This is a genomic window from Geodermatophilus sp. SYSU D00705 (assembly GCF_054050135.1).
On record NZ_JBJGYT010000030.1, the window covers coordinates 1 to 25227 of the forward strand.

Sequence of the window (25227 nt, forward strand, 5' to 3'; positions counted from 1 at the left end):
GGCCGCACATCGCGGCCGGGCACCTGGCCCCGTCCGGAGGCTCGCCGCGAGCTTGCGAGCGGTGAGGGGGACGGGGTCCTTCCTCAGAACGGGTAGGCGGGGAGGTCACCGCGCAGGGTGACCCACTGGGTCTCGGTGAAGGCCTCGATGTTGGCCTGCGGCCCGCCGTGCCGGGAGCCGGTGCCCGAGGCGCCGACGCCGCCGAAGGGGGCCACCGCCTCGTCGTTGACCGTCTGGTCGTTGATGTGCACCAGCCCCGACGGGATCCGCTCGGCCAGCTGCAGCCCGGCGTAGACGTCGCGGGTGAGGATGCCCAGGCTCAGGCCGTACTCGGTGCCGGCGGCGAGCGCGGCGACCTCGTCGAGGCTGGAGAACGCGGTCACCGGCGCGACCGGCCCGAAGATCTCCTCCCGGTACGCCGGGGCGTCGACCGGGACGTCGCCGAGCACGGTGGGCCGGTAGAACAGCCCCTCGTAGGTGCCGCCGGTGCGCACCGTCGCGCCGGCGTCGATGCTGGAGGTCACCAGCCCGTGCACCCGGTCGCGCTGGCCGGCGTCGATGACCGGGCCGAGCGCGACCTGCTCCCGGAACGGGTCGCCGACGGGGAGCTTTTCCACCTTCTCGGTGAGGATCGCCGTGTACTCCTCGGCGATCGACTCGTGCACCAGGTGGCGGCTGGTGGCCATGCAGATCTGCCCGGAGTGGGCGAAGGTGCCCCAGGCGCCGACGGAGGCCGCGGCGGTCACGTCCACGTCGGGCAGGACGATCAGCGCCGAGTTCCCGCCGAGCTCCAGGTGCGCCCGCTTGAGGTGCTGACCGGCCAGCGCGCCCACGGCCCGGCCGGCCTTCGTGGAGCCGGTGAAGGCGATGACCCGCACCGCGGGCTCGACGACCAGTGCCTCGCCGACGTCGGCGCCGCCGGGCAGCACCTGGAGCACGCCGGCGGGCAGGCCCGCCTCCTCGAACACCCGCGCGAACACCGCGCCGCCGGAGATCGCCGTCCGCGGGTCGGGCTTGAGGATCACCGCGTTGCCCAGCGCCAGCGCCGGCGCGATGGCCCGGACGGCGAGGATGGTCGGCACGTTGAACGGCGCGATCACCCCGACGACGCCGGCCGGCACCCGCCGGGCGAAGCTCAGCCGCGGGGCGCCGGTGCGCAGCAGCTCGCCGTACGGGTGGCTGGGCAGGGCCGCGGCCTCGAAGCACTCGGCAGCCGTGGTGTGCACCTGGAAGTCCCCGAACGGCTGGATCGCCCCGGACTCCCGCGCCAGCCAGCCCTTGATCTCCTCGGCGGAGGCCTCGAACACCTCGCCGGCCCGGCGCAGCACCCGCGCCCGCTCCTCGTAGGACAGCGCCGCCCACGCCCGCTGCGCAGCGACCGCGCGCTCGGCCGCGGTGTGCACGTCATCCGGCGTGGCCTTCCCGACCGGGGCGATCACGTCGCCGGTCGCCGGCTCCACCGCGTCGTACGTGCCGCCGGACCCGTCGGTCCAGGCCCCCGTCCAGACCTTCCCCCGCCACGCGCCGTCGTCCAGCAGTGCCATCTCTCGTCTCCCGTTCCGGCCGCCCGTGCGGCCTGCGGCCAGGTTACCTGCGGGTAACCAGCGCTCCGGCGGCCTCTCCGTGTGCCGCTCCTGACAGCCGGTGGCGGCCACGCGCCGCCCTCCCCAGAGGGGGACCGGTCCGTCCCCCTCGATGGGGGCTCCGGACGCCCACCGGGCGCACCTAGCGTCGCCGCATCGGCCGACCCGGCCGTTCCGTCCCCGGCCCGAGCCGGGCCTTCCCACCGCCGACCCCGCAGCGGAGCCCCCATGCGCAGAACCATCGTCGCCGCCGGCTCGTTCGCCCTCCTCCTGGGCAGTGCCACCGCAGCGAACGCCCTCCCCGAGGGCAGTGACCCGCCGGACCACGTCGTCGTCGCCGCCGGCCTCGACAACCCCCGCCAGCTCGCCTGGGCCGGTCGCGGCCTCCTGGTCGCCGAGGCCGGCCAGGGTGGCGCGGACTGTGCCCCGGCACCGGCCCCCGTCGCCGACGCGCCGCCGGCCGACGCGCCCGTCGCCGACCCGCCCGTGGACGAGACCCCCGTCATCGACACGCCCGGAGCCCCCGTCACCGACGACGGGACCGCCGACCAGGGCAGTGGCGACGCCGGCACGGCCCCCGACACCACCGACGACGACGGCACCGCCGACCAGGGCAGCGGCGACGTCGCCGGCACCGCGGACCAGGCGGCCGCCGTGGCAGCGGCCGACTGCGAGGGCCCCACCGGCCGCATCTCCGCCATCGAGCGGCCCGGCCGGACCGAACGCGGCCAGGCGGAGCCGGTCGTCGACGGCCTGCACTCGGTCGAGAGCGCGGAGGGCGCGGTCGGCCCCGACGGGGTGGCCGCCACCGGCACCCCCGGCGTGCTGCTGATCGCCCAGGGTGAGCTCACCCCCGACGCGCTCGCCGACCCGGCCACCGAGGGCGCCGAGACGCAGGAGCAGTTGCTGGTCAGCGTCGACGGCACGGCCGTCCCGTGGGTCGACCTCGGCGAGTACGAGGCCGACGAGGACCCCGACGGCAACGGCATCGCCGACAGCAACCCGAACGCGGTCCTCGTCGTCGACCCGGACGACGACCGCGACGGGGACGACGACCGCGACGGGGACGAGTACGCCCTCGTCGCCGACGCCGGCGCCAACGCCGTGTGGAAGGTGACCGCCGACTTCGACGACCTGGACGAGGACGAGCTGCCCGACTACGAAGTCAGCGTCTTCGCCGCCTTCCCCGCGGGCGACGCGGACGACGCGGAGCCGCAGTTCGTCCCGAGCGCGCTGGCCCAGGACGAGGACGGCAACGTCTACGTCGGTGGCGTCGGCGGGCTGGTGCCGGGCGCCGCGGAGGTGGTGCGCTACGACGCCGACGGCGAGGAGACCGGCCGCTGGGGCGGGTTCACCGGCATCAACGGCCTGGCCGTCGAGCCCGACGGCGACCACGTCTACGTCTCGCAGGTCTTCGGCAGCGAAGGCCCCGCGGGCGGCGGCACCGGCACGGTGGTGCGCTTCGAGACCGACGACTCCGACGACGCCACGTACGCCCAGGTCGACATCCCGTTCCCGGCGGGCGTGGTCCTGGGCCGGGGCGACACCGTCTACGTCGCGGCCTACAGCCTCTCCCCCGGGGACGCTCCGGACGCGGCCGAAGGGGACGCCGAGAGCGGCCAGGTGTGGCGCTTCAGCTTCCCCGAGGACGCCGCGGAGCTCCCGCTCCCGGTGGTGACGGCGCCGCCCACCACGACGCCGGCCGATCCGGCCACCCCGGACGACGGCACGACCGGCGGCGGCACGACCGGGGACGACACCGTGGTCCCGGGTGACGACGACGGCACCGCCGACCAGGGCTCCGGGGACACGGCCACCGGCACCCCGGGCGTCACGGCCGGCGACGACACCGGCACCCCGGGCGTCACGGCCGGCGACGACACCGTGGTCCCTGGCGATGACGACGGCACCGCCGACCAGGGCTCCGGCGACGCCGTCACCCCGGGCGTCACGACCGGCGACGACACCGTCGTCCCGGGCGACGACGACAGCGCCACGCCCACCCGGCGGGCCAACCGGCCCTGACCGCGCCCCCGACCGGTCGTGCGGTGCCGCGGGAACCCCCTGCCGCGGCGCCGCACGACCCTGCCCGGGTCGGTCGCCGCACCGCGCGACCGGCCGTGGCGCCGCCTCGACAGCCGGTGTCCACCACGCCGCCGCCCTGTGGACAGAGGTGCCGGCGGGTCCACCCGGCCCCGTGCGGACCTACCGTCAGGGGCGTCGACACCGTCGCGCGGTCGCCGGCACCCGGGCCGGCCGCGCGGTGCCGCGGGACGCCCCCGCCCGCGGCACCGCCCGGTCACCCCGGCGGACGGCGGTCAGCCGCGCAGCTCCGCGAGGATCGGGCCGGCCACCTTGAACGCGTGGTTGGCCGCCGGCACGCCCGCGTAGACCGCGGCGTGCTGGATGCACTCGCCGATCTCGGCGTCGGTGAGGCCGTTGTTCACCGCCGCGCGCACGTGCAGCGCGAACTCGTCCCAGTGCCGCAGCGCGATGGTGATCGAGAGCGTCATCAGGCTGCGGTCGCGGCGGGCGAGCCCCGGCCGCTGCCAGATGTCACCCCACGCCACCCGGGTGATGAAGTCCTGGAAGTCGGCGGTGAACGGCGTCGTGCCGGCCACGGCGCGGTCGACCCACTCGTCGCCGAGCACCTGCCGGCGGGTGGCCATGCCGGCCTCGCGCCGGGCGTCGTCGGTGCTGGGCAGCTCGCTCATGGGGCTCCTCGGTCGGGGTGGTGGGCGGCGCGCCGGTCACGGCGTGCCGTCGATGAGCGTGGCGTGCTCGGCGAGGGCGGCGTCCACCTGGGCCCCGGCCTCGCCCACGTCGGGCGACGCGGCGGCGAGGACCGCGCCGGCGTCGACGTCGGTGCGCGCCGCCACGACCTCGGCCAGCGGCCGGCCGGTGTCCCGCGCCTCCCGGACCGCGGCGGCCGCCGCGTCGTGCGCCGGCCCCTTGCCCAGGGACGGCGTGAGCGCGTCGGCGAGGGCGCCGGCCAGCGGGCCCTCGGCGGCCGCGGCGGCGGTGGCGGCCATCCGGGCGACGTCGGGTCGCAGCCCGCGCAGGCTCTCGGCCAGCCAGGCCGCGGCCGACCCGACGGTGGTCAGCAGGTCGGTCAGCGCCGGCCACTCGCTGTGCCAGGCGCCGGCGGCGCGCTCGTGCTCCTGCTCCATGGCGGCCAGCAGGGTGGCGACCAGACCGGGGGCCCGGCGGGCGCAGGCGCGGGCGGAGATCGCCGCGACCGGGTTGCGCTTGTGCGGCATCGCCGACGAGCCGCCCCGGCCCTCCCCCACCTCGGCGGCCTCGGCCACCTCGGACTGGGCGAGCAGCACGACGTCGACCGCCACGGTGGCGACCGCCCCGGCGGCGGCGCCCAGTGCTCCGGCGAGGTCGGCGACCGGCAGCCGGACGGTGTGCCACGGGACGGCGGTGGTGGCCAGCCCCAGCTCCTCGGCCAGGGCCGCCCGCAGGTCCACGCCGGAGCCGTCGCTGGCCACCAGCGTGCCGACCGCCCCGCCGTACTGCACCGGCAGCGAGGCGACCACCTCGGCCAGCCGCAGCCGGGCGCCGTCGAGGCCGGCCAGCCAGCCGGCGGCCTTGAGCCCGAAGGTGGTGGGCAGTGCCTGCTGCATGAGCGTGCGGCCCATGACGACGTCGTCCCGGTGGGTGCGCGCCAGCGCCGCGGCGGTCTCCGCGGCGGCCGCCAGGTCGGCGTCGATCGCCGCGACGGCGTTGCGGGCCAGCAGCACCAGCGCGGTGTCGAGCACGTCCTGGCTGGTGCCGCCCACGTGGACGGCGACCGCGTCACGCTCCCCCACCGCGTCCTGCACCGCCCGCACCAGCGGCGGCACCGGGTTGCCGGCGTCGGCCGCCCTGGCCACGACGGTGGCCAGGTCCAGCCGCGAGGGGTCGGCGCAGGCGGCGGTGACGGCGTCGGCCGCCGTCATCGGCACGAGGCCGGTACGCGCCGCGGCGCGGGCGAGCGCGGCCTCGACGTCGAGCAGCGCCCGGAACCAGGCGTCGTCGGAGACCGCGGCCGCCGCCGCGCCGCGGGCGAACGTGCCGGCGAACAGACCTGTCACGGGCCCCTTCCTACCGTGACCGGTCACACCGCGAAGAAGACCGTCTCCGCGTCGCCCTGCAGGTGGACGTCGAAGCGGTAGCCATCCCCGGTGGGCGTGGCGATCAGCGTGTCCCGCCGGTCCTCCGGGACGCTCCGCAGGACGACGTCCTCGGCGTTGGCCTCGGCCTCGTCGGCGAAGTAGATGCGGGTGACCACGCGGTCGAGCAGGCCGCGGGCGAAGACGCTGACGTCGACGTGCGGCGCCTGGAGGCCACCCTCGCCGTCGGGCACCCGGCCCGGCTTGAGCGTGTACAGGGCGAACTCCCCGGGCGGGTCGATCGTCTGCACGCGGGCGTAGCCACGGAAACCGGGGCGGGTGGCGGCGCCGCGCGGGTCCTCCGGCGACGGGAAACGGCCGTCGGGGTCGGCCTGCCAGGTCTCGATCATCGCGTCGGGGACGAGGTCACCGGCGCCGTCGAAGACCCGCCCGCGGATCCAGATCCCGCCCTCGGTGCCCTCGGCGGCGGCCCACGCGCCGTCCGGCCAGGTCAGCCCGATGGCCAGGTACGGGCCGACGGTCGCGCTCGGGGTGGGGCCGAGCCGGAACGGCCCGGTGAGGAAGCCGGTGCCGCGCTGCCCCGACCGGGGCTGGAAGGGCGTGGCCGGGTCGGCGGGGACGTCCAGCGGGTTGAAGGTGCTCACGCGACATCTCCGTCGTCGTCGGTCTCGAACGGGGTCTGGTCCGTGCCGCGGAGCACGATGTTCCACTCGAACGCCAGCGCCCAGTTGTCCTGGGTGCGCTCGAGGCTGTACTGGCTGATCGCCCGGTGCCGCGCCGCCGGCGGGATGGCGTTGTAGATCGGGTCCTGGCCGAACAGCGGGTCGTCCGGGAAGTACATCTGGGTGACCAGCCGCTGGGTGAAGGCGCGGCCGAACAGGCTGAAGTGGATGTGCGCCGGGCGCCAGGCGTTGTGGTGGTTGCCCCACGGGTAGGCGCCGGGCTTGATCGTCAGGAACTCGTACCGGCCCAGGCTGTCGGTGACCACCCGGCCGAGGCCGTCGAAGTGCGGGTCCAGCGGCGCGGGCCAGTTGTCGACGACGTGCCGGTAGCGGCCGGCGGCGTTGGCCTGCCAGACCTCGACCAGGGCGTCCGGCACCGGCCGGCCGTCGCTGTCGAGCACCCGCCCGTAGACGAGGATGCGCTGACCCACCGCCTCGCCACCGTTGCGCCACGTGAGGTCGGCGTCCTGCGCGAGGACGCGGTCCTCGCCGAGCACCGGGCCGGTGATCTCGGTCAGCCGCTGCGGGAGGTCGACGGGCTCGCGCAGCGGTGCCCGCAGCCCGGTGCTCCGATAGTCGGGGAAGCCGACGGGGGTGCGCAGCGAGGCGTCCTCGCGGAGGTAGCGCGGCAGCACCAGCCGGCTGCCCGATGTGGTCCCGGTCATGCTGGGACCGTACGGCCGCGGGTCTACGCTGCCCAAGCCAAGACTCCCGTCCAGTGGAAAGAGGTGCCCGTGGCCGGTGGGAGCACGACGCCCGGGCGGTCGGTCACCTCCCGGGCGCTGGCGGTGCTGGACGCCTTCGACAGCAGCGCGCCCCGGCTGTCGCTGTCGGAGATCGCCGAGCGGTCGGGCACCCCGCTGTCGACCACGCACCGCCTGATCGGGGAGCTCACCGAGTGGGGGGCGCTGGCCCGGCGCGACGACGGCCGCTACGAGATCGGCCGCAAGCTGTGGGACCTCGGCCTGCTCGCCCCGGTGCAGCTGGAGCTGCGGCAGGTGGCCGCGCCCTTCCTGCTCGACGTGCACACCGCCACCCGCGACACCGTGCACCTCGCCGTCCGCGAGGGCCGCTCCGCGCTGTACGTGGAGCGGATCTCCGGCCGCGAGTCGGTGCCGGTGGTGAGCCAGGTCGGCAGCCGGCTGCCGCTGCACGCGACCGGCGTCGGCAAGGTGCTGCTGGCCTCCGCGCCGGACGACGTGGTCGAGGCCGTGCTGCGGAGGCCCGCGCGCGCCACCCGGCACACCGTCGTCGACCCCGCGCGGCTGCGGCGGGAACTGGGCGAGGTGCGCCGCCGGGGGTACGCGCGGACGGCGGAGGAGATGTCGCTGGGCACGCTGTCGGTGGCCGTCCCGGTGCGCGCCGAGCGGTCCGGCGACCCGGTCGTGGTGGCGGCGCTGGGGGTCGTCGCACCCAGCCACCGGCGCGACCTCACCCGCCTGGTGCCGGTGCTCGAGGTGGCGGCCCGGGGCATCGGCCGGCAGCTGTCGCAGGTGCGCCACTTCCACTGAGCGGGAGCGCGCGGTTCCCACGGGAACGTACCGGCGGTCACACTCGGCCCGTGCGTACTCAGGTGGGGATCATCGGAGCCGGCCCGGCCGGCCTGCTGCTGTCGCGGCTGCTGCACCTCCAGGGGATCGACTCCGTCGTCCTGGAGAACCGGTCGCGCGACTACGTGGAGGCCCGCATCCGCGCCGGCATCCTCGAGCAGCACACCGTCGACACGCTGACCGCCGCCGGCGTCGGCGACCGGCTGCAGCGCGAGGGCCTCGAGCACCGCGGCATCCACCTCCAGTACCCGGGCAACCGCTTCACGCTGGACTTCCCCGAGCTGTGCGGGCGCACCGTGTGGGTCTACGGCCAGACCGAGGTCACCAAGGACCTCATCAAGGCCCAGCTCGACGGCGGCCCGCCACTGCTGTTCGAGGTCTCCGACGTCCGCCCCGAGGACGTCGACGGCGACAGCCCCCGCATCCGGTTCACCGACGCCGACGGCACCGAGCAGGTGCTCGAGTGCGACGTCATCGCCGGCACCGACGGCTTCCACGGCCCCTCGCGCCAGGTGGTGCAGGCCGCCGGCGGGACGGTGTGGGAGCGCACCTACCCCTACGCGTGGCTGGGCATCCTGGCCGACGCCGCGCCCGCGACCGACGAGCTCATCTACTCCTGGCACCCCGACGGCTTCGCGCTGTACTCCATGCGCTCCCCGTCGGTGTCCCGCCTGTACCTGCAGGTCGACCCCGGCGAGAAGATCGAGGACTGGTCCGACGACCGGATCTGGGAGAACCTCGCCACGCGGTTCGCGCTCGAGGGCTGGCAGATCAACACCGGCACGATCACCGAGAAGTCGGTCCTGCCGATGCGCTCGTTCGTCAGCGCCCCGATGCGCCGCGGCCGGCTCTTCCTCGCCGGGGACGCGGCGCACATCGTCCCGCCGACCGGCGCCAAGGGCCTCAACCTCGCCGTCGCCGACGTCACGCTGCTGGCCCAGGCGCTGGTGCGGCTGCTGCAGGAGAAGCAGACCGACCTGGTCGACACCTACTCCGACCGCGCGCTGGCCCGCGTCTGGCGGTGCACGCACTTCTCGTGGTTCATGACCTCGATGCTGCACCGCTCCGGCGACGACTTCGACGCCGAGCTGCAGCTGTCGCAGCTGCGCCGGATCGCCGCCTCCGAGCCGGCCGCCCGCGAGCTCGCGGAGAACTACACCGGCCTGCCGCTGGAGGTCTGACCCGCGGGTCAGCGGCCCCCGTCGAGCAGGGTGAGGACGGCCTCGGCGGTCCCCGGCGCCAGCGGCAGGTGCGGCAGGACGTCGCGCAGCTCGTCGGGCTCCAGGCCCTCGGCCAGCAGCGCGGTGAGCAGCCGCTCGGCGTACCGCGGGGCCACCGGTTCGGGCAGCTGCTCGGCGGCCAGCGCGGCGCGGGCGAGGAACACCGCACCGGAGGCGGCCGGGTCCTCCCCCGCCGGGGCCGGCGGCGGAGGACCGGCGGCGTCCCGGGTCAGCGCCTCGGCGGCCCGGACCAGCGACAGCGGCAGCCCCTCGGCCTCGACGTCCAGCAGGGGGACGTCGGCCAGCGCGGCGAGCACGAGGTGCTCGGCCTCGGTGCGCAGCGGCGCCTCCCACTCCCCCGCCCGGACGACGCCGACCAGATCGCGGCCGTCCTCCCCGAGGTCGTCGAGCAGGTCGGCCCAGTCGGCGCGGCGGGTGCTGCGCGCCCGCTCGGCGGCGAGCACGCAGGTGGCCAGCACGAACGGCTCGATCACCTCGCGGTCGAAGCGGTCGGCGTAGACGACCCCGTCGCCGTCCACGGCGTTGAGCGCGTCGCGGAAGCTGCCCGGCCGGGCGTCGCCCAGGTCGAGGCGGCCGTCCTCCTCGCCGCTGAGGGACTGCCCGCGGGCCAGCCGGTCGGCGTTGGTGCCCCCGGTCTCCACCAGCCGCCCCCGTCGCCGCTCGACGTGCCGGCGGTCGGAGATCCCGACGCTCCAGGCGCACGCCTCGGCGATCAGCGCGGGCACCCGTTCCCGCAGCACCTCACGGGTCAGCTGCCCCATCCAGTCGACGTCGAACACGCTCCCCAGCGTCCCCCGACCGGCGCGCGGACACGCGCGGAGGCCGGATCTACCGGCGGGTAGCTCTTGTGGGATCGTCGGGGTCCCAACCTGCGAGACGGCGACGCAGCCGTCAGGAGAGAGGTCCGATGCGGTTGCAGCTGTCCCCGGAGCTGGAGACCTTCCGGGAGGAGATGCGGACGTTCTTCACCACCCAGGTCCCGCAGGAGATCCGCGACACCGTCGCGGCCCGGCGGCACGTGTCCAAGGAGCACTACGTCACGACCCAGCGCGTCCTCAACGCCGCCGGGCTCGCCGTGCCGCACTGGCCGGTGGAGTGGGGCGGCCGGGACTGGACACCGCTGCAGCGCCACATCTGGCGTGAGGAGATGCAGCTGGCCAACGTGCCGGAGCCGCTCGCGTTCAACGCCAGCATGATCGGCCCGGTCATCGCGGCCTTCGGCAACCAGGAGCAGAAGGAGCGGTTCCTGCCGGCCACGGCGAACCTCGACATCTGGTGGTGCCAGGGCTTCTCCGAGCCCGACGCCGGCTCCGACCTGGCCAGCCTGCGCACCACCGCGGTGCGCGACGGCGACGACTGGGTGGTCAACGGCCAGAAGACGTGGACGACGCTCGGGCAGCACGCCGACTGGATCTTCTGCCTGGTCCGCACCGACCCGACCGCGGAGAAGCGGCAGCGCGGCATCTCGATGCTGGTGTTCCGCATGGACTCCCCGGGGGTCACGCTGCGGCCGATCGAGCTGCTCGACGGCAGCTTCGAGGTCAACGAGGTCTTCTTCGAGGACGTCCGCGTGCCCGCGGAGAACCTCATCGGCGAGGAGAACCGCGGCTGGGACTACGCGAAGTTCCTCCTCGGCAACGAGCGCGTGGGCATCGCCCGGGTCGGGGCCACCAAGCGACTGCTGGCCCAGGCCAAGGAGTACGCGCGGGCCATCACCGTCGACGGCCGCCCGCTGGCCGAGGACCCGCGCACCGCGGGCCGCATCGCCGAGGTGGAGAACGAGCTGCTCGCCCTGGAGCTGACCGCGCTGCGCGTGGTCGCCAACTCCGCCGACGGCCGGCCGCACCCGGCGTCCTCGGTGCTCAAGCTGCGCGGCTCGGAGCTGCAGCAGGCCGCCACCGAGCTCATCGTCGACATCGCCGGCCCGCTGTCGGTGGCCTCGTTCGCCGACGGGGGCTCCGACGTCCCCGACTGGGCCCGGGTGGCGACCCCGGAGTACCTGAACTACCGCAAGGTCTCCATCTACGGAGGCTCCAACGAGGTGCAGCGCACCATCATCGCCGGCACGATCCTGGGGTTGTGAGGTAGCCGTGGACTTCGACTACGACAGCGAGCAGAACGACCTCCGGGAGGCCGTGCGCGGCCTGCTGGAGCGGGCCTACGGCGACAGCGAGCAGCGCCGGAAGGTGACCGCGCAGGACCCGGGCTTCGACGAGAAGACGTGGTCGCGCATGGCGGAGATGGGCCTGCTCGGCCTGCCCTTCGCCGAGGAGGACGGCGGCATGGGCGCCGGCCCGATCGAGGTCGGCATCGTCGCCGAGGAGGTCGGCCGCGTACTCGCGCCGGAGCCGTTCGTCGAGGCCGTCGTCCTGGCCGGTGGCCTGGTGGCCGCCGTCGGCACCGACGACCAGCGCGCCGCGGTGCTCGGCCCGCTGGCCGAGGGCACGAGCGTGCTCGCGGCGGCGCTCGCCGAGCCCGGCACCCGCTGGAGCCCCGCGGCCGCCGCGGTCACCGCGACCGACGACGGCGGCGCGTGGCGGCTGACCGGCGTCAAGGAGCCGGTACCGAACGGCGCGCGGGCCGACGTGCTGGTCGTCTCCGCGGTGGTCGAGGGCGGCACCGCGCTGTTCCTCGTCCGCGGGGACGCCGAGGGCCTGACCCGCACCGGCTACCGCACCCACGACGGCGGCCGGGCGGCCCACGTCCGCCTCGACGGCACGCCGGCCGAGCTGCTCGGCACCGGAACGGCCGATCGCACCGCCGACGTCGAGAAGGTGCTCGCGCACGCCCGCATCGCCTACGGCCACGAGGCGATCGGGGCGATGGAGACCGCGCTGCGGACCACTGCCGAGTACCTGAAGACCCGCAAGCAGTTCGGCGTGACGCTGAGCAAGTTCCAGGCGCTGACCTTCCGGGCCGCCGACATGTACATCGCCCTCGAGCTGGCCCGCAGCACCGTGCTGTGGGCGTCGATGGTCGCCGACGCCGGCGGTGACGTCGTCTCCGCGGCCGACCGCGCCCGGCTGCAGACCAGCCGCGCCGGCCGGCACATCGGCAAGGAGGCCATCCAGCTGCACGGCGGCATCGGCGTGACCGCCGAGTACAAGGTCGGCCACCACACCAGCCGGCTCACCGCCATCGACCACCTGCTCGGCGACGGCGACTGGGCCCTGGGCCGCCTGGCGTCGGGGGTCACCGCGTACGAGACCGTCGACCCGCTGGGCGCGCCCTACACCAGCTGATCGACACGGCAGCGGCCGGTGTCCCCCCGTGGGACGCCGGCCGCTGCCGTCGGTTCAGCCGAGCATCGCCAGGCGCAGCTCCTCGGCCTCCGCGCGCACCTTGTCCATGACCGGCGGGACGGCGTCCTCCCGCAGGGCGCCGTCGGTGAGCCGCTCCACCGGCACCGGCTCGTAGTCCTCGACGGTGAGCCGGGAGGCCACCTCCAGCGCGCAGCGCAGCAGGCTCGCGTCGGGGTCGGACAGGTCGTCGACGGCGGCCAGCGGGGCCACCATGCTGTGCGCGAAGCCCCACTGCTCCAGGGCGACCGCGCTGAGCCGGTAGGCGTGGATGCCGTAGCGGTGCACCTCCGCGGCGCGGCGGCCGACGTTGGTCGGCTCCGACGCGGCCAGCGCGGCGTAGCCCTCCTGGTCGTTGTGGTGCAGCAGGGCGATGCCCAGCGGGGCGAGCAGCCCGAGGCACAGCGCGTCCTGCGGGCGGTCCCCGAACCGGGGCGCCAGGGTCGAGGCGGCGAGCGCGACGCTGGTGCTGGTCCGCCAGAAGTCGGCGGGCAGGCGCGCCTCGTCGTCGAGGTCGGTGAGGGCGACGGTCGCCATCGTGCGCACGGTGGTGAAGCCGACGACGGTCACCGCGAACTGCAGGGAGGTCACCCGCCCGCGCATGCCGAAGTAGGCGGAGTTGGCCAGCTTCATCACGCGGCTGGCCAGCGCGACGTCCCCGGCGAGGATCTGCGCCAGCGCCTTGGCGGAGGTGTCGTCGGAGTTGGCCACCGACACGATCTGCGCGGCCACCGGCTTCTGGGTGGCCATGGTGTCGATGCTGGCGAGCACGCCCTCGAGGTCGAAGGTGGGCGCGGGGGCCAGGTTGGTGGGCACGTCGGCTCCCGGTCGGGCGAGTGGGGTGGGGGTCATCGGGCGGAGTGCGCGGCGAACCACGCCGCGGTGCGGTGGCCGGTCATCGGCTGGGCCAGGCTGAAGCCCTGCAGGAAGCCGGCCCCGAGGCGGGCCAGCTGCTCGGCCTGCTCGGCGGTCTCCACGCCCTCGGCGACGGTGGTCAGGCCGAGGTTCTTGGCCAGGGCGATGACCGCCGAGGCGATCTCGGTGTGCCCGTCGCCGAGCTCGGCGACGAAGGAGCGGTCGACCTTGAGGCAGTCGACGGGCAGGTGCCGCAGGTAGGCCAGCGACGAGTAGCCGGTGCCGAAGTCGTCGATGGCCAGCTGGACGCCGAGGTCGCGCAGTTGGGTGAGGACCTCCCGCGCCGAGGACGGGTCCTTCATCAGCGCCGACTCGGTGATCTCGATCGACAGCCGCGACGGGTGCAGCCGGTGCCGCTGCAGGGCGGCCACCACCTGCGGGTGCAGGTTGCCGTCGAGCTGGAGGGCGGAGACGTTGACGTTGGCCCGCTGCGGTGCGGCGTCCCCCAGGAGGCGGTCCCACTCGGCCAGCTGGCGGCACGTCTCGTCGAGCACCAGCAGGCCCAGCGGACCGATCAGGCCGCTCTCCTCGGCCAGGGCGACGAAGGTCGCCGGGCTGATCGCGCCCCGCTCGGGGTGCTCCCAGCGGGCCAGCGACTCCACCGCGGTCGAGGTGCCGTCGGCGGTGCTGAAGATCGGCTGGTACAGCAGCGTGACGTCGCGGCGCTCGATGGCCGTGCGCAGCTCGGCGACCAGCCGCAGCTTGTCCCGGGCCTCGGCGCGGGCGGCCTGGTCGAGCACGGTGATGCGACCCTTGCCGCCGGCCTTGGCCTGGTACATCGCGATGTCGCAGTCGCGGATGAGCTCCTCGGCCGCGGTGTGCTCGTCGGTCTGCACGGTGACGCCGACGCTGGCGTGCGGGCGCACGTCGACCCCGCCCAGCCGGACCGGCTCGGCCAGCGCCGCCCCGATCCGCTCGGCGAGGGTGACCGCGTCGGCTTCGTCCACGCCCTCGCAGACGACGACGAACTCGTCGCCCCCGAAGCGGGCCACCAGGTCACCCGGGCGCACGGTCGACCGCAGCCGGCCGGCGATCTCGACCAGCAGCTCGTCGCCGGCCGCGTGGCCGAGGGAGTCGTTGACGACCTTGAAGTTGTCGAGGTCGAGGAACAGGCAGGCCAGCCCGCCGCCGCCGGGGGTGAACCGCTCGGCCACGTGCTCGGCCAGCAGGGTCCGGTTGGGCAGGCCGGTCAGCGGGTCGTGGTTGGCCTGGTGCGCCAGCCGGGCCTCGAAGGCCAGCCGGTCGGTGATGTCCTCGATCGTGCCGACGAAGCCCGCGCCCACGCCCGGGGTGAACAGGTGGGCGAAGCGGATGACCGTCGTCCGCTCGGTGCCGTCCTCGCGGAGCAGCCGGGCCTGCGCCTCGCCGTCCCCACCGCCGAGGACGGCGACGACCTGCTCGATCACGCCGTCGAGGTCCTCGGGGTGGACGGTGGCCATCCAGCCGGTGCCGAGGAGCTGCTCGGCCTGCAGGCCGACGAGGCTGCAGAACGCGTCGTTGACGTGTGCCAGCCGCATGCCCTGCTCCGAGAGCAGGGTCGGGACCGGCGAGCGCTCGGTGAGGGTCGCGAAGCGCTGCTCGTGGGCGTCGGCGGTCGCGCGCAGGGCACGCTCCTGCTCGTTGGCGGCGGGCACCAGGCGCAGCGTCCACATCCGGCCCGACGGCGCCGGGGTGCACAGCACCACCGCCTCGACCATGGCGCCGCTGGCGGTCCGCACCGGCAGGCTCATCCGCGCGCTGCGCTCCCGGCGCAGCAGCAGCTTCACCTCGGCCCCGCGCAGCGTGGGCACCAGCGCGGACACCGGCAGGGTGCGCAGGTCCTCGAGGCCGTAGCCGAGCAGCTGGGTGGCGCCCTCGTTGCACCAGGTGATCCGCGCGGCGCCCCCGACCATCTCGGCGACCAGCAGGACCAGGGTGTCGCTGACGGCGGCGCCGTAGAAGATCGACGAGACGATCTCCGGTGGCACCAGCGGTTCGGCAGGCACGGTCGGCGCTGACACGCTCCCCCCAACGTGGCCGTGCCGGCTCCCACCGGACGTGGTCCGGGCGTTCCCGGCTCACTTGCCAGTACGGCAGCCCGGGCGGGTGTCTGCACCCGAGCGGCCGCGCACCTCACCCTCCCGGGGGAGGGACCGGCGTGATGGCCGTCGAGGGGCGCCGGGGTGGCGGGGGGCGGCATGATCGGGCCGCGGCTGCACCACGGTCAGGAAGGAGCCGACGTGCTCATCGGAGTGCCCAGGGAGACCCGCCCCGGCGAGACACGGGTGGCCGCCACACCGGCCACGGTGCGGCAGCTGATCGGCCTCGGCTACGCGGTGGTGGTGGAGAGCGGGGCCGGGCAGGCCGGCAGCTTCCCCGACGCCGCCTACGCCGAGGCCGGCGCCGGGATCGGGTCGGCGGCCGATGCGTGGGCCGCCGACCTGGTGCTGCACGTCGCGAAGCCGTCGGCCGCGGAGGTCGGGCTGCTGCGCGACGGCGCGGTGCTGGTCAGCACGCTGGCCCCCGCGCTCGACCCCGAGCTCGTGCAGACCCTCGCCGCGCGGCCGGTCACCGCGCTGGCGATGGACGCCGTCCCCCGCATCTCGCGGGCCCAGTCGCTGGACGTGCTCAGCTCCATGGCCAACATCGCCGGCTACCGGGCGGTGATCGAGGCCGCGCACGTGTTCGGCCGGTCGTTCACCGGGCAGGTGACCGCGGCCGGGAAGGTGCCGCCGGCCACGGTCCTGGTGGTCGGCGCCGGCGTGGCCGGGCTGGCCGCGATCGGCACGGCCAGCAGCCTCGGGGCGGTCGTGCGCGCCACCGACGTCCGCCCGGAGGTGGCCGAGCAGATCGCCTCCCTCGGCGGGGAGTACGTGGGCGTGCCGGCCGACGAGCAGCAGGGCGGCGGCACGGGGTACGCCACCGTGACCTCGGAGGACTACGACCGCCGGGCCGCGGTCATGTACGCCGAGCAGACCCGGGACGTCGACATCGTGATCACGACCGCCCTCATCCCCGGCCGGCCGGCGCCGCGGCTGATCACCGAGGAGATGGTCGCGGGCATGCGGCCGGGCAGCGTGGTCGTGGACATGGCCGCCGCCCAGGGCGGCAACGTCGCGGGTTCGGTGCCCGACGAGGTGGTCACCACTCCCGACGGGGTGTCGATCATCGGCTACACCGACCTCCCGGGCCGGCTGCCGGGGCAGGCCTCGCAGCTGTTCGGCACCAACCTGGTCAACCTGGTGAAGCTGCTGACCCCGGGCAAGGACGGGCAACTGGTCCTCGACCTCGACGACGTCGTCCAGCGGTCGATGACCGTCGTCCGGGACGGCGAGGTGCTGTGGCCACCTCCGCCGGTCCAGGTGTCCGCGGGCGGGCCGGGGGCCGGTACCGCCGAACCCGTCCCGCGGACCGCCGTCCCCCCGCCGGCGCAGCGCCGGCCACCCTCGCCGGCCCGCACCGCCGCGCTGGTCGGGACGGCGGCCGCGCTGCTGTTCCTGGCCACCGCGTTCTCGCCGAACCAGCTCATCGGCAACCTCACGGTGTTCGCGCTGGCCATCGTGGTCGGCTTTTACGTCATCGGGAACGTGCACCACGCGCTGCACACGCCGCTGATGAGCGTCACCAACGCGATCTCCGGGATCATCCTGGTCGGCGCGCTGCTGCAACTGGGCCACACGAGCACGCTGGTCACCGTGCTGGCGTTCGTCGCGGTGCTGGTCGCCTCGATCAACGTCTTCGGCGGGTTCGCCGTCACCCGGCGGATGCTGGGGATGTTCGCCGCCGGCTCCCCCACCCGGACCTCCCGGTGAGCGCGGCCTCGGCCTCCGCGGCCGCCTACATCGTGGCCGGGCTGCTGTTCGTCCTCAGCCTGGCCGGGCTGTCCCGGCACGAGACGGCGCGGGCCGGCAACGCGTACGGCATCGCCGGCATGGCGATCGCCCTGGTCGCCACCATCGGGCTGGCCGCCCGCAGCATCTCCGCGGCCGCCGTCGCGGCGATCGTGGTCGCGATGCTCGTCGGCGCCGCGATCGGGCTGTGGCGGGCGCGCCGGGTGCCGATGACCGGCATGCCCGAGCTGATCGCGGTGCTGCACAGCTTCGTCGGCCTGGCCGCGGTGCTGGTCGGCTGGAACGGCTACCTGTCGGTGGAGCGCGAGGGCGCCGCGCAGACCGAGGTGCCCGCGGACCTGCTGGGCATCCACTCCGCCGAGGTCGCGATCGGCGTGTTCGTCGGCGCGGTGACCTTCACCGGCTCGATCGTCGCCTTCCTCAAGCTGTCGGCGCGGATCAAGAGCAACCCGCTGATGCTGCCGGGCCGCAACTGGCTCAACCTCGGCGCGCTGGTCGCCTTCCTCGCGCTGACCGTCGCCTTCGTGGTCACCCCGAGCCTCGGCGTCCTGGCCGCGGTGACCGTCATCGCCCTGGCGCTGGGCTGGCACCTGGTCGCCTCCATCGGCGGCGGGGACATGCCGGTGGTCGTCTCGATGCTCAACAGCTACTCGGGCTGGGCCGCCGCGGCGTCGGGCTTCCTGCTCGACAACGACCTGCTGATCATCACCGGCGCGCTGGTCGGCTCCTCGGGTGCGTACCTCTCCTACATCATGTGCCGGGCCATGAACCGGTCGTTCCTGTCGGTCATCGCCGGGGGCTTCGGCAACGAGGGCAGCACCGCCGCGGCGTCCGAGGACGGCGTGCACACCGAGATCACCGCCGACGAGGCCGCCGAGCTGCTGCTCGCTGCGGAGTCGGTGGTCATCACGCCGGGCTACGGCATGGCGGTCGCGCACGCCCAGGGCCCGGTCGCCGAGCTCACCCGCAAGCTCACCGACAAGGGCATCGAGGTGCGGTTCGGCATCCACCCGGTCGCGGGCCGGCTGCCCGGCCACATGAACGTGCTGCTGGCCGAGGCGAAGGTCCCCTACGACATCGTCCTGGAGATGGACGAGATCAACGACGACTTCCCCAAGACGTCGGTCGTCCTGGTGATCGGGGCCAACGACACGGTCAACCCCGCGGCCCTCGAGGACCCCGGCAGCCCGATCGCCGGCATGCCGGTGCTGGCGGTGTGGGAGGCCGAGCGGGTGATCGTGTTCAAGCGCTCGATGAACACCGGGTACGCCGGCGTCCAGAACCCGCTGTTCTTCCGGGAGAACACCCGCATGCTCTTCGGCGACGCCCGCGAGCGGGTCGAGGACATCCTCAAGAGCCTCTGACCTGCGCGGCTGTCATCCCGGAGGCCGCCGTCCTACGGTGGGCACATGCGCACCCAGGGCCCGGTGACCGAGCCGGTCCCGGTCGGTCCGGCCGACCACCTCTGCTGGGTCTACGACGACGCCGCCGCCCTCCCCGCCGCCGCCGGGCGGTTCCTCGCCGCCGGCCTGGCCCGCGGCGAGCGGCTGGTCTTCGTGGGCTCCGACGACGACGTGGCGCGGCTGCACGCGACCCCGGGCCCCCTCGGGCCACTGGGTGACCTGCTCTCCGACGGCAGGCTGGTCCTGCTGCCGCTGGGCGAGGCCTACGACGGCGACGGCGGCTTCGCTCCGGAGCAGCAGCTGGAGTTCTACGACGCACTGACCCAGCAGGCGATCGCCGCGGGCCACACCGGGCTGCGCGTGGTCGCGGAGCTGACCCGGCTGGCCGCCGACCCCGACCGGCACGCCGAGCTGGTCCGCTGGGAGCACCTGGCCGACGACTTCGTGGCCGCCGGGTCCGGCATGTCGGCGATGTGCGCCTACCAGCGCGGCGCGCTGGCGCCCGAGGTCCTCGCCGGCGTGGCCGGAGTCCACCCCCAGGTGCGCACCCCGTCCGGGCTCGCCCACGACGTCCTGGCCCCGTTCCGGGTGTACGTGGACGGCGGTCGCGTGGCCGTGGCCGGCAGCGTGGACGCCTTCGGGGCCGACCGGCTGCGCCGCGTGCTGGCCCACTCCCCCGTGCTCCGCACCGGCACGGCCGTCCTGGACCTCACCCGGCTGGAGTTCGCCGACGCCGCCGGGTGCCGGGCGATCGCCAGGTGGGCCCAGGACCGGCTCGCCGCCGGCGGGGACGTCGCCGTCGTCGGCGTCCCGCCGCTGTTCGCCCGGGTGTGGGGGCTGCTCGGGTACGACCGCATCGTGACCGTCTCCCCGCGGGAGCGCGCGTGAGCACACCCCTCCTGCGTGCCGCCGGCGCCGCGGCACCGGGCTTCTCGCACGAGACGTTCGCCTACCGCGACGAGGCCGGGTTCACCGACACGGTCGTCGCGTTCGTCCGGGAGGGCCTGGCCTCCGGCGAGGCCGTCGTGGTCGCCGAGCCCCCGCACCGGCTGGCGCAGCTGCGCACCGCGCTGGGTGCGGACGCCGCCGCCGTCGACTTCCTCGACATGTCCGAGATCGGCGGCAACCCCGGCCGGATCATCGGGGTGTGGACCGAGGTCCTCGACCGGCACACCGCCGCCGGCCGGACGCTGCGCGGTGTCGGCGAGCCGGCCTACCCCGGCCGGTCCCCCGCCGAGCTCGTCGAGTGCGAGCTGCACGAGCTGCTGCTCAACGAGGCCTTCGACGGCGGCCCCGCCTGGCGGCTGCTGTGCCCCTACGACGAGCGGGGTCTCCCGGGGGCGGTGTGCGCCGGCGCGCTGCGCACCCACCCGTGGTGGACCGGCGCCGACGGCGTCCACCCCACCGACGGCCCCGGCGGGCTGACGGCCGCCGGGCTGCTGGCCGCCCCGCTCCCCTCGCCCGGGGACGTCGTGCTGCGCGGGGAGTTCGGCGCCGCGGACGTGCACGCGGTACGGCGCACCGTCGCGCAGTTCGCCCGCACCACCGGCCTGCCCGCCGAGCGCGTGGAGGCGCTGGAGCTGGCCGCCTCGGAGCTGGCCACCAACAGCGTCCGCCACGGCGGGGGCGGTGGGGTGCTGGCGATGTGGAGCGAGCCGGGCGCGACCGTCGTGGAGTTCTCCGACCGCGGCCAGGTGACCGACCCCCTGCTCGGCCGGCGGCGGCCCGATCCCGGACAGGCCGGCGGCGGGCGCGGGGTCTACCTGGTGCACCAGCTGTGCGACCTGGTGCAGCTGCGCTCCTCCCCCGCGGGGACGACGGTCCGCGTCACCACCTGGCACTGAGCCTCCCCGGCGGTTGCGGCGGCGGGCCGCGTCACCGACCGTTGCGGCGTGGACCCCTTCCGCATGGGCATGCCCCGGATCCCCGGCCTCTCCGAGCTGATCAGCACGCTGCAGGCCCAGACCGAGGCCCTGGCCCAGCTGCCGCGCACGCTGACCGACCTGAACACCGCCGTCCGGGAGCTGATCGCGGCCACGCGGGTCGCCACCGAGACCATCTCCTCGGCGCAGCGGACCGCCGAGCGGCTGGAGACCCTCGTGGAGGAGCTCGAGGACCCGGTGCGGTCGCTGAAGCCCGGGCTCGAGCGGGTCGGGAAGGTCCTCGACGACCCGGCGATCGACACGGTGCCCGACACCCTGCGGAAGGTATCGGAGGACCTGCTGCCCCTGGTGCACGGCCTGCGGCAGGCCACCGACCGGCTGGGCTCGGTCACCGGCATGCTGCGCCGCCGCGGCCGGCGAGGGGAGGCCGGGTACGCCGCCGAGGAGACGCCCGAGCCGTGAGCCGGCTCAGCCGGCGTCCCGCTCCAGCACGAAGAAGAACGGCTCCGGCAGGCCCCGCAGGTCCATGAGCCCCAGCAGGACGTCGGTACCGACCGCGCGCAGGACGTCGACCACCGGCAGCCGGTCGTAGACCACCGCGGCGGTGGCGACCCCGCGGTGGGACACCACACGGATGCGCGCCGCCGGGCGCCGGGTGCTCAGCAGCGGGCGGAGGGCGGCGAACCCGATCCGGGCCGGCCGGCCGGCGGCCAGCCGGGGGGCGCGGCGCAGCAGGGTCAGCGGGGCCGCCGCGGGCTGCACCGGCCGCGGCCGGCCGGCCCGGTCGGGGAACAGCAGCGGGTGCACCGTGTCGGCGTCGACCACCTCCTTGCCCCACCAGCCGTGCGCGGGCAGCAGCCCGTCCAGCCGCGAGCCGGTGGGCAGCTCGGCACCGCGCCAGCGGCCGACGACGGCGTCCGGCTCGACCGCGGGCAGCCGGTCGAAGAACGCCAGCGCGTCCGCCGCCGCCGTCCCGCCGCGGTGCCGGGCCAGCCAGCGGACGTCGTCGTCCGCGCTCACCGGGCGCCCCAGTGCCCGGGGTGCTCCAGGACGGCGGGCAGCCGCGTGCCGGCGTCCCCCCGGGCGGCGGCCACCTGGGGGCGGGTGAGGAAGAGGGCGGCGGACAGGTCCGCGCCCCGCAGGTCGGCGGCGCGCAGATCGGCGCCGAGCAGGTCGGTCCCGGTCAGGTCGGCGGCCCGAAGGTCGGCGCCGATCAGGTAGGCACCACGCAGGCTGACCCCGCGCAGGTCGGTGCGCCGGAGGTCGGCGCCCACGAGGTCGGCGTTGCGGCGGTCCCGGCCCCCGCGGCGGACGCCGGCCCGCGCCAGCTCGCTGACCGAGGCCAGCAGCGCACCGGCCTCGGCGCGCAACACCGCGGGATCGACGTCGGCCAGCTCCTCGGGCGTCGCGCCGGTGAGCTCCGCGGCGCGGTCCCGGGCCGCGGTGAGCTCCCGCCGCAGCGGCGCGGCCGCGGGGAGGGACAGCGCCTCGGTGAGGTACCAGAGCAGCTCGTGCAGCTGCCGCTGGACGCCGAAGGCGGTGAAGACGGACGCGGCCACGTCCGGGCCGGCGCGCCAGTCGCGGCCGCCGAAGGTCACCTGCACCGTCCGCTGGCCGGCGCCGAAGCAGTCGAAGACCGTGCAGCCGGGGAAACCGCGCTCGCGCAGCTCGGCGTGGATCCCGCAGCGGGAGTCGCCCTGGAGGTGCGGGCACGCCCTCCCGGCCGGCTTGTCGAGCGCGAAGTCGGCCGAGGCGGCGAAGGCGGGCGCCACGCAGCACAGGCCCGCGCACCGGGCGCAGTCGGCCCGCAGCTCCGCCCGGGCGTCGGTGACGTCGGGCACGGGCTCCTCCGGGGTCAGGCGGTGAGGCGCTCCAGGGTGACCAGCACGCCCTCGACACCGCCCGGGCCGATCCGGCCCTTGACCTCCACCGAGGTGATCGCCTTCAGCTGCCACCCCTGGCGGGCGTGCTCGTTGAGCACCTTCTCCAGCTTGTCACCCGACATCTTGCCGCCGAGCAGGCCCTCCCGGAGCTCGACGACCTTGTACTCGTAGCGCTGAGCCATCCGTCCTCCTGGTCTCGGCACGGCCGGTGGCCCTGTCGGGGACGCCGGTGTGCCCCGATGATGCCCGAGTGGACGTGCTGAGCAGCCGGATCCTGCTGCGCCCGACCGATCCGGCCCGGTCGCGGGCGTTCTACCGCGACGTCCTGGGCCTGGCCGTGTACCGCGAGTTCGGCCCGCCCGACGCCCCGGGGCTGGTGTTCTTCCTGGGCAACGGTCTGCTCGAGGTCGCCGGGCGCAGCGACGAGCGGCCGCGGGGCCTGGCGATGTGGCTGCAGGTGCGCGACGCCGCCGCGGAGGTCCGGCGGCTGCGCACGGCCGGGGTGCCGGTGCTGCGGGAGGCCTCCCCCGAGCCGTGGGGTCTGGTCGAGGGCTGGGTGGCCGATCCCGACGGCGTCCGCATCGTGCTGGTCGAGGTGCCCCCGGACCACCCGCTGCGCCGCGACCTGCGCTGAGCTCCGGTCAGGGCCGGCGGCCGGCCGGCGGGCCGCCGTCCGGTGCGGGGTCGTCGGGCTCCGCCGGCTGACGGCGGACCAGGTCGGCCACCGACTCCTCCAGCCGCGCCCAGGTGGCGCTCCACTCGACCAGCGGGTCGAGGATCCGCTCGAACACGGCGAGCTGCTCGTCGAAGGCCTGCAGCTGCGCGGTCATGGCCTGGATCTGCTGGCGCTGACCGCGGACGGCCTTGTCGATCGCCTGGAGCTGGGCCGCCGACATCGCTCCCGGCGGCGAGGGCAGCTTGGGCAGGGAGAAGGGGACGGCGCCGGCGGCCATCCCGCGGGCGCGGTCGGTGAACCCGCGCAGCTGGCTGACGAACTCCTCGATGGACCGGGACACCCGGTTGCCCGGGTCGCGGCTGCTCTCCTCGCGCTCGCTCATGCCGCCCAGTCTCCCGCCCGGGCACTCCCGGCGCGCCCCGCCTCCCGGGGCGCCGCGCCCCGTGCCACGCTGACGGCGTGTCCTGGGCGTACGCCGTCGCGGGGGTGCACGCGCTCGCCGTCGTCGTGATGCTGACCGGCGCGCTGCTGGCGCTGCGGTGGCCCCGGGTGCTGCTGGTGCACGCCCCGGTCGCCGCGGCGATCCTGGCCGTCCACCTCGCCGGCGCGCCCTGCCCGCTCACCGAGTGGGAACTGGCGCTGCGCGAGCGGGCCGGCGCGGAGCCGTACTCCGGCGGGTTCCTCGGCCACCACGTCTTCACCCCGCTCGGCCTGGAGGCGACGAGTCCCGCCGTGCAGGCCGGCATCTACACCGTGGCGCTGCTGCCGAACGCGGCCGGCTACGGGCTGCTGGCCGCCCGCGTACTGCGGCGGCGCGGGCTGCCCGGCGGCCGGGCCGGGCGGGCCACCGGGGCGGGCGGTGACCGCCGCGCGGGAGCTCGGATCACCGGAGGAGCCACCTGACGTGCGTCGCTCGGTCGTTCCCGCGGGACCGCGCCGGTGGGAGGCCCGGCCCGGTGACGCACCTGGCACGGAGCGTCGACGTGGCCGGCACGCGCCCGCCGGCCTCAGGCCGGCAGACGGGTGCCCTGGTGGAAGCGCAGCTGCCAGCCCGCCGCCACGTCACGCACCCACAGCGAGCTGCGCAGGGAACCGGGCTCCCCGCGCACGCGGTAGGTGAGGAGGACGACGTCCTCGGCGAGCCGCACCGGTGCGAACCCCTCAGCCGCGCCGGGTACCGCGGGGTCCGCGACCAGCGCATCGATGATCGTCGCCCGGTCCCAGACCCGTCCCGAGGCTCCGAACTCCTGGAAGTCCGGGTGCAGCAGACCCTCCACCTCGTGGCGGTCCGCTCGCACGTCCGGGCGCAGGAGCAGCCGCTCCCGCTCGACGACCGCCGCCGTGTCCGCGTCGACGTGGTCCACGTCCACAGGGTGCCCGCGGTCAGCCATCGACCAGCCCACGCAGCGTCTCGGCGTTGCGGACGGCGTGCCCGTACCCGTCGTTGTTGAAGTAGGCGTACACGTCGCGACCGTCCCCGGCCCACTCCCCCACCCGGTCGGCCCACCAGCGCAGGTCGGCGTCGGGATAGGAGCCGGCGTAGAGGTGGGTGTCGTCGGGGCCGTGCAGCCGCAGGTAGACGAACGGTGCGGTGGCGCGCAGCACGCACGGCAGGCCGGCGCCGCTCATCACGACGTAGGCCGCGCCGTACCGCTCCAGCAGGCCGAACACCTCGTCGGTGTGCCAGCTGGGGTGCCGGAACTCCACGGCCACCCGCATCCAGTCCGGCAGCAGGCCCAGGAAGTACCGCAGCCGCTCGTCGTCCCGCTGGTGGGCGGGGTGCAGCTGGACCAGCAGCACCGCCCGCCGGTCGCCGAGCTCGTGCCAGCAGGCGACCAGCCGCTCCACCCACACCTCCGGCCCGTACAGCCGCTTGGCGTGGGTGAGGCCGCGCGGCGCCTTGACCGACAGCTGGAAGCCGGGCGGGAGGCGGCGGCGCCAGCTCGCGAAGGTCGCCGTTCGGGGCCAGCGGTAGAAGCTGGCGTTGAGCTCGACGGTGCCGAACCGCCGCACGTAGTGCGCCAGCCTGTCCCGCGCCGGCGTGCCCGGCGGGTAGAGGACGCCGTCCCAGTGGTCGTAGCTCCACCCCGACGTCCCCACGTGCACGGCCACGGGACGCCCCTA

The 25227-nt window shown here is 75.5% G+C and carries 26 protein-coding genes; 12 read left to right on the forward strand and 14 right to left on the reverse strand.

Annotated elements, in window-relative coordinates; translation table 11 throughout:
- Positions 1-83: 83 nt before the first annotated feature.
- On the reverse strand, positions 84-1544 hold the full coding sequence (locus ACI78Q_RS18850) for a benzaldehyde dehydrogenase (protein ID WP_456924969.1): 1461 nt from the start codon (positions 1542-1544) through the stop codon (positions 84-86).
- A 267-nt stretch (positions 1545-1811) separates the two neighbouring features.
- Here ACI78Q_RS18850 and ACI78Q_RS18855 point away from each other — a divergent pair, with 267 nt between their 5' ends.
- Entirely contained in the window at positions 1812-3608 is a 1797-nt protein-coding gene (locus ACI78Q_RS18855) for a ScyD/ScyE family protein (protein WP_456924970.1), read from the forward strand.
- 293 nt (positions 3609-3901) lie between these two features.
- On the opposite strand, the gene pcaC is transcribed toward ACI78Q_RS18855, so the two are convergent.
- The 4 genes from pcaC to pcaH are packed head-to-tail and all read right to left on the reverse strand — an operon-like array spanning position 3902 to position 7088.
- Entirely contained in the window at positions 3902-4297 is a 396-nt protein-coding gene (gene pcaC / locus ACI78Q_RS18860; protein ID WP_456924971.1) for a 4-carboxymuconolactone decarboxylase, read from the reverse strand.
- A 36-nt stretch (positions 4298-4333) separates the two neighbouring features.
- The gene (gene pcaB, locus ACI78Q_RS18865; RefSeq protein WP_456924972.1) at positions 4334-5662 is read right to left on the reverse strand and encodes a 3-carboxy-cis,cis-muconate cycloisomerase; all 1329 of its coding nucleotides are present in this window, start codon (positions 5660-5662) and stop codon (positions 4334-4336) included.
- Between the two features lie 23 nt (positions 5663-5685).
- Positions 5686-6345: a protocatechuate 3,4-dioxygenase subunit alpha gene (gene pcaG / locus ACI78Q_RS18870; RefSeq protein ID WP_456924973.1), complete on the reverse strand. Its 660-nt coding sequence runs from the start codon at positions 6343-6345 to the stop codon at positions 5686-5688.
- Entirely contained in the window at positions 6342-7088 is a 747-nt protein-coding gene (gene pcaH, locus ACI78Q_RS18875; protein ID WP_456924974.1) for a protocatechuate 3,4-dioxygenase subunit beta, read from the reverse strand. The genes pcaG and pcaH overlap by 4 nt, the downstream gene beginning before the upstream one ends.
- A 69-nt stretch (positions 7089-7157) precedes the next feature.
- Between pcaH and ACI78Q_RS18880 the strand changes: the two genes are divergently transcribed.
- Together ACI78Q_RS18880 and ACI78Q_RS18885 are read left to right on the forward strand one after the other, a co-directional pair.
- Entirely contained in the window at positions 7158-7934 is a 777-nt protein-coding gene (locus ACI78Q_RS18880) for an IclR family transcriptional regulator (RefSeq protein WP_456924975.1), read from the forward strand.
- A gap of 50 nt (positions 7935-7984) precedes the next feature.
- Positions 7985-9154, forward strand: coding sequence for a 4-hydroxybenzoate 3-monooxygenase (locus tag ACI78Q_RS18885; RefSeq protein ID WP_456924976.1), 1170 nt, complete (start codon positions 7985-7987; stop codon positions 9152-9154).
- An 8-nt stretch (positions 9155-9162) separates the two neighbouring features.
- Here the strand turns inward: ACI78Q_RS18885 and ACI78Q_RS18890 are convergent, their stop codons facing one another.
- Positions 9163-9993, reverse strand: a complete 831-nt coding sequence (locus ACI78Q_RS18890; protein ID WP_456924977.1) for a hypothetical protein — start codon at positions 9991-9993, stop codon at positions 9163-9165.
- A 128-nt stretch (positions 9994-10121) separates the two neighbouring features.
- Between ACI78Q_RS18890 and ACI78Q_RS18895 the strand changes: the two genes are divergently transcribed.
- Entirely contained in the window at positions 10122-11297 is a 1176-nt protein-coding gene (locus ACI78Q_RS18895; protein ID WP_456924978.1) for an acyl-CoA dehydrogenase family protein, read from the forward strand.
- A 7-nt stretch (positions 11298-11304) separates the two neighbouring features.
- Entirely contained in the window at positions 11305-12456 is a 1152-nt protein-coding gene (locus ACI78Q_RS18900) for an acyl-CoA dehydrogenase family protein (RefSeq protein WP_456924979.1), read from the forward strand.
- 54 nt (positions 12457-12510) lie between these two features.
- Here the strand turns inward: ACI78Q_RS18900 and ACI78Q_RS18905 are convergent, their stop codons facing one another.
- Together ACI78Q_RS18905 and ACI78Q_RS18910 are read right to left on the reverse strand one after the other, a co-directional pair.
- The gene (locus tag ACI78Q_RS18905; protein WP_456924980.1) at positions 12511-13329 is read right to left on the reverse strand and encodes an HDOD domain-containing protein; all 819 of its coding nucleotides are present in this window, start codon (positions 13327-13329) and stop codon (positions 12511-12513) included.
- A gap of 32 nt (positions 13330-13361) precedes the next feature.
- Positions 13362-15413: a putative bifunctional diguanylate cyclase/phosphodiesterase gene (locus ACI78Q_RS18910; protein ID WP_456924981.1), complete on the reverse strand. Its 2052-nt coding sequence runs from the start codon at positions 15411-15413 to the stop codon at positions 13362-13364.
- A 234-nt stretch (positions 15414-15647) separates the two neighbouring features.
- Between ACI78Q_RS18910 and ACI78Q_RS18915 the strand changes: the two genes are divergently transcribed.
- From ACI78Q_RS18915 to ACI78Q_RS18935, 5 genes are read left to right on the forward strand one after another with little or no spacing between them, the layout of a single operon-like run.
- On the forward strand, positions 15648-17219 hold the full coding sequence (locus ACI78Q_RS18915) for a Re/Si-specific NAD(P)(+) transhydrogenase subunit alpha (protein WP_456924982.1): 1572 nt from the start codon (positions 15648-15650) through the stop codon (positions 17217-17219).
- Positions 17216-18622: a Re/Si-specific NAD(P)(+) transhydrogenase subunit beta gene (pntB, locus tag ACI78Q_RS18920; protein ID WP_456924983.1), complete on the forward strand. Its 1407-nt coding sequence runs from the start codon at positions 17216-17218 to the stop codon at positions 18620-18622. Before ACI78Q_RS18915 ends, pntB begins: the two co-directional genes overlap by 4 nt.
- Positions 18623-18667: 45 nt before the next feature.
- Positions 18668-19549, forward strand: a complete 882-nt coding sequence (locus ACI78Q_RS18925; RefSeq protein WP_456924984.1) for an MEDS domain-containing protein — start codon at positions 18668-18670, stop codon at positions 19547-19549.
- Positions 19546-20505 carry an anti-sigma factor RsbA family regulatory protein gene (locus ACI78Q_RS18930; RefSeq protein WP_456924985.1) on the forward strand — a complete coding sequence of 320 codons (960 nt, stop codon included), beginning with the start codon at positions 19546-19548 and terminating at the stop codon, positions 20503-20505. The genes ACI78Q_RS18925 and ACI78Q_RS18930 overlap by 4 nt, the downstream gene beginning before the upstream one ends.
- Positions 20506-20553: 48 nt before the next feature.
- On the forward strand, positions 20554-21006 hold the full coding sequence (locus ACI78Q_RS18935; RefSeq protein WP_456924986.1) for a hypothetical protein: 453 nt from the start codon (positions 20554-20556) through the stop codon (positions 21004-21006).
- 6 nt (positions 21007-21012) lie between these two features.
- Here the strand turns inward: ACI78Q_RS18935 and ACI78Q_RS18940 are convergent, their stop codons facing one another.
- The 3 genes from ACI78Q_RS18940 to ACI78Q_RS18950 are packed head-to-tail and all read right to left on the reverse strand — an operon-like array spanning position 21013 to position 22609.
- Positions 21013-21564 carry a GXWXG domain-containing protein gene (locus tag ACI78Q_RS18940; RefSeq protein WP_456924987.1) on the reverse strand — a complete coding sequence of 184 codons (552 nt, stop codon included), beginning with the start codon at positions 21562-21564 and terminating at the stop codon, positions 21013-21015.
- A complete protein-coding gene (locus tag ACI78Q_RS18945) occupies positions 21561-22385 on the reverse strand; it encodes a pentapeptide repeat-containing protein (protein WP_456924988.1) in 825 nt (274 codons plus the stop codon). The genes ACI78Q_RS18940 and ACI78Q_RS18945 overlap by 4 nt, the downstream gene beginning before the upstream one ends.
- 14 nt (positions 22386-22399) lie before the next feature.
- On the reverse strand, positions 22400-22609 hold the full coding sequence (locus ACI78Q_RS18950) for a DUF4177 domain-containing protein (protein ID WP_456924989.1): 210 nt from the start codon (positions 22607-22609) through the stop codon (positions 22400-22402).
- Between the two features lie 68 nt (positions 22610-22677).
- Here ACI78Q_RS18950 and ACI78Q_RS18955 point away from each other — a divergent pair, with 68 nt between their 5' ends.
- Positions 22678-23061, forward strand: coding sequence for a VOC family protein (locus tag ACI78Q_RS18955; protein WP_456924990.1), 384 nt, complete (start codon positions 22678-22680; stop codon positions 23059-23061).
- Between the two features lie 7 nt (positions 23062-23068).
- Here ACI78Q_RS18955 and ACI78Q_RS18960 read toward each other — a convergent pair whose 3' ends face one another.
- Positions 23069-23485, reverse strand: coding sequence for a hypothetical protein (locus tag ACI78Q_RS18960; RefSeq protein WP_456924991.1), 417 nt, complete (start codon positions 23483-23485; stop codon positions 23069-23071).
- 77 nt (positions 23486-23562) lie between these two features.
- Between ACI78Q_RS18960 and ACI78Q_RS18965 the strand changes: the two genes are divergently transcribed.
- Positions 23563-24006, forward strand: coding sequence for a DUF2784 domain-containing protein (locus tag ACI78Q_RS18965; RefSeq protein WP_456924992.1), 444 nt, complete (start codon positions 23563-23565; stop codon positions 24004-24006).
- A gap of 104 nt (positions 24007-24110) precedes the next feature.
- Here ACI78Q_RS18965 and ACI78Q_RS18970 read toward each other — a convergent pair whose 3' ends face one another.
- Together ACI78Q_RS18970 and ACI78Q_RS18975 are read right to left on the reverse strand one after the other, a co-directional pair.
- A complete protein-coding gene (locus ACI78Q_RS18970) occupies positions 24111-24467 on the reverse strand; it encodes a nuclear transport factor 2 family protein (RefSeq protein ID WP_456924993.1) in 357 nt (118 codons plus the stop codon).
- Between the two features lie 19 nt (positions 24468-24486).
- Entirely contained in the window at positions 24487-25215 is a 729-nt protein-coding gene (locus ACI78Q_RS18975; RefSeq protein WP_456924994.1) for a DUF72 domain-containing protein, read from the reverse strand.
- Between the last annotated feature and the right edge of the window lie 12 nt (positions 25216-25227).

What these genes read in the sequence shown, in the direction of transcription:
- ACI78Q_RS18950 (WP_456924989.1), bottom strand. Translation starts at nt 22,609, where the DNA reads ATGGCTCAGCGCTACGAGTACAAGGTCGTCGAGCTCCGGGAGGGCCTG.
- ACI78Q_RS18855 (WP_456924970.1), top strand. Translation starts at nt 1,812, where the DNA reads ATGCGCAGAACCATCGTCGCCGCCGGCTCGTTCGCCCTCCTCCTGGGC.
- pcaH (WP_456924974.1), bottom strand. Translation starts at nt 7,088, where the DNA reads ATGACCGGGACCACATCGGGCAGCCGGCTGGTGCTGCCGCGCTACCTC.
- ACI78Q_RS18895 (WP_456924978.1), top strand. Translation starts at nt 10,122, where the DNA reads ATGCGGTTGCAGCTGTCCCCGGAGCTGGAGACCTTCCGGGAGGAGATG.
- ACI78Q_RS18925 (WP_456924984.1), top strand. Translation starts at nt 18,668, where the DNA reads ATGCGCACCCAGGGCCCGGTGACCGAGCCGGTCCCGGTCGGTCCGGCC.
- pcaC (WP_456924971.1), bottom strand. Translation starts at nt 4,297, where the DNA reads ATGAGCGAGCTGCCCAGCACCGACGACGCCCGGCGCGAGGCCGGCATG.
- ACI78Q_RS18960 (WP_456924991.1), bottom strand. Translation starts at nt 23,485, where the DNA reads ATGAGCGAGCGCGAGGAGAGCAGCCGCGACCCGGGCAACCGGGTGTCC.
- ACI78Q_RS18850 (WP_456924969.1), bottom strand. Translation starts at nt 1,544, where the DNA reads ATGGCACTGCTGGACGACGGCGCGTGGCGGGGGAAGGTCTGGACGGGG.